2 protein-coding genes are annotated in these 2,074 nt (G+C 72.0%); both read left to right on the top strand.

The window, feature by feature from the left end:
- Positions 1-131 precede the first annotated feature (131 nt).
- A complete protein-coding gene (locus ABZD10_RS15405; RefSeq protein WP_372887877.1) occupies positions 132-1,412 on the top strand; it encodes a VWA domain-containing protein in 1,281 nt (426 codons plus the stop codon).
- Positions 1,413-1,504: 92 nt separating this feature from the next.
- Positions 1,505-2,074: XdhC family protein (locus ABZD10_RS15400; RefSeq protein ID WP_372887876.1), on the top strand; the 570-nt coding region annotated here is incomplete at its 3' end.

The raw sequence follows: 2,074 nt of genomic DNA, 5'->3' as shown, positions 1-2,074 counted from the left end.
GGCTGCTTGACCAGGCCCGGGCGACACTGGCCCCGGCCTGATGCTTTCTCTTGCCGGAAATATCCTCGGGGGGCGCCCCAGAGGGGGCGGCGGGGGGCAGACAGCCCCCCGGCAACGGGGGTTCCGGGCGCATGGCTGAACACCTGCCGCTCGATCTGCCCGAGGCGCCGAAACTCACCCACAATCTGACCTGGTTCGCCCGCGCCCTGCGCAAGGCGGGCCTGCCGATCGGCCCCGGCCGCGTGGTCGATGCGGTGCGCGCGGTCGAGGCGGCGGGGTTCACCGGCCGCGAGGATTTCTACTGGACCCTGCATGCCTGTTTCGTCTCGCGCCCCGAGCACCGCGCGGTCTTTGCCCAGGTGTTCCGCCTCTATTGGCGCGATCCGCGCTATCTGGAACAGATGATGGCGGCGATGCTGCCGGCGGTGCGCGGCGTTCAGGAAGAACGCCGGGCGGCTCCGGCCGAGAAACGCGCCGCCGAGGCGCTGCTTGACGGGGTGAGCCGGGACCTGCCCGAGCCCGAGGACGAGGGCGGCACCGAGATCGAGATCGACGCCGCACGCACCGTCTCCTCGCAGGAGCGGCTGCGCGAGCTGGATTTCGAACAGATGAGCAGCGAAGAGATGGCGGCGGCGAAACGCATGCTGGCGCGGTTGCAATTGCCGGTGGCACCGATCCTGTCGCGCCGCGCCCGGCCGGACCCGCGCGGGCAGCGGGCCGACTGGCGCCGCAGCCTGCGCGCCGCCATGCGCCAGGGCGGCGACCTGCAGACCCTGGCCCGCAAGAGCCCGCGCCCGCGCTGGCCCAACCTGGTGGTGATCTGCGACATATCCGGCTCGATGAGCCGCTACAGCCGCATGGTGCTGCATTTCCTGCATGCCGTGGCCAATCACCGCGGCGCCGGCTGGGCGCGGGTGCATGGTTTCACCTTCGGCACCCGGCTGACCAATATCAGCCGCCATCTTGCCACCCGCGACGTCGACGCGGCGCTGGCCGCCGCCGGGGCCGAGGCCCGGGACTGGGAGGGCGGCACCCGCATCGGCGACTGCCTGCATGTCTTCAACCGCGACTGGTCGCGCCGGGTCATGGGCCAGGGGGCGGTGGTGCTGCTGATCTCGGACGGTCTGGAGCGCGGCGATCCGGCGGCGCTGGGCCGGGAAATGCAGCGGCTGCAGCTGTCGTCGCGGCGGCTGATCTGGCTCAACCCGCTGCTGCGCTGGCAGGGGTTTGCCGCCAGGGCCGGGGGCATCCGCGCCATGCTGCCCCATGTCGACAGTTTCCGCGCCGGCCATTCGATCGCCAGCCTCGAAGAGCTGGCCGAGGTGATTTCCCGGCCCGAGGACGTCGGCGAAAAGGCGCGGCTGATCGCCGGGGCAGGGGCCCTGCCGGCCCCGGCCAAGGCCGCGCCGTGATGCCTGCCCGTGATGCCTGCCCGTGATGCCTTGTCATATATCGGCCGGCGCAGCATCATGGCCTCTGCAACGGAACCGAAGGCAAGGACGAGATGACCCCAGGAGCGCCCGCCGCGACACGCGCGGCCCCCGAATTCGCCCTCGACTGGCATCGCGCCGGGCGCGGCGCGGTGCTGGCTACGGTGGTCGAGACATGGGGCTCGGCGCCGCGCCGGGTCGGCGCCCAGATGGCGGTCTCGGGCGACGGGCAGATCGAGGGCTCGGTCTCGGGCGGCTGCGTCGAGGGCGCGGTCATGGTCGAGGCGCTCGAGGCGCTGGACGAGGGCCGAGGGCGCCTGCTTGAATTCGGGGTCAGCGACGGCGACGCCTTTGCCGTCGGCCTCGCCTGTGGCGGCACCATCCGGGTGCTGGTCGAGCCGGTGGGCGCGGTGATGCCGCCCGCGGTACTGGAAGAGCTGGTGGCGGCGCGGACGGCGCGCCGTCCGGTGGCCTATCTGTGCAATGCCGAAACCGGCGGTGGCCGGCTGGTGAGCGAGGGATTCACCGAACGCTTTCGCATGGATCGCTCGGGGCTTGAAGCGGATGGCCGTTTCGTCGCCATCCACAACCCGCCGCTGCGCGTGGTGGTGGTCGGCGCGGTGCATATCGCCCAGGCGCTGGTG

The sequence above is a fragment of the Shimia sp. genome (genome assembly GCF_041624275.1).
Classification (GTDB): domain Bacteria; phylum Pseudomonadota; class Alphaproteobacteria; order Rhodobacterales; family Rhodobacteraceae; genus Shimia.
Note: the sequence above shows the minus strand (reverse complement) of the source record. Positions and strands in the feature narration are given on the sequence as shown.

What these genes read in the sequence shown, in the direction of transcription:
- ABZD10_RS15405 (WP_372887877.1), top strand. Translation starts at nt 132, where the DNA reads ATGGCTGAACACCTGCCGCTCGATCTGCCCGAGGCGCCGAAACTCACC.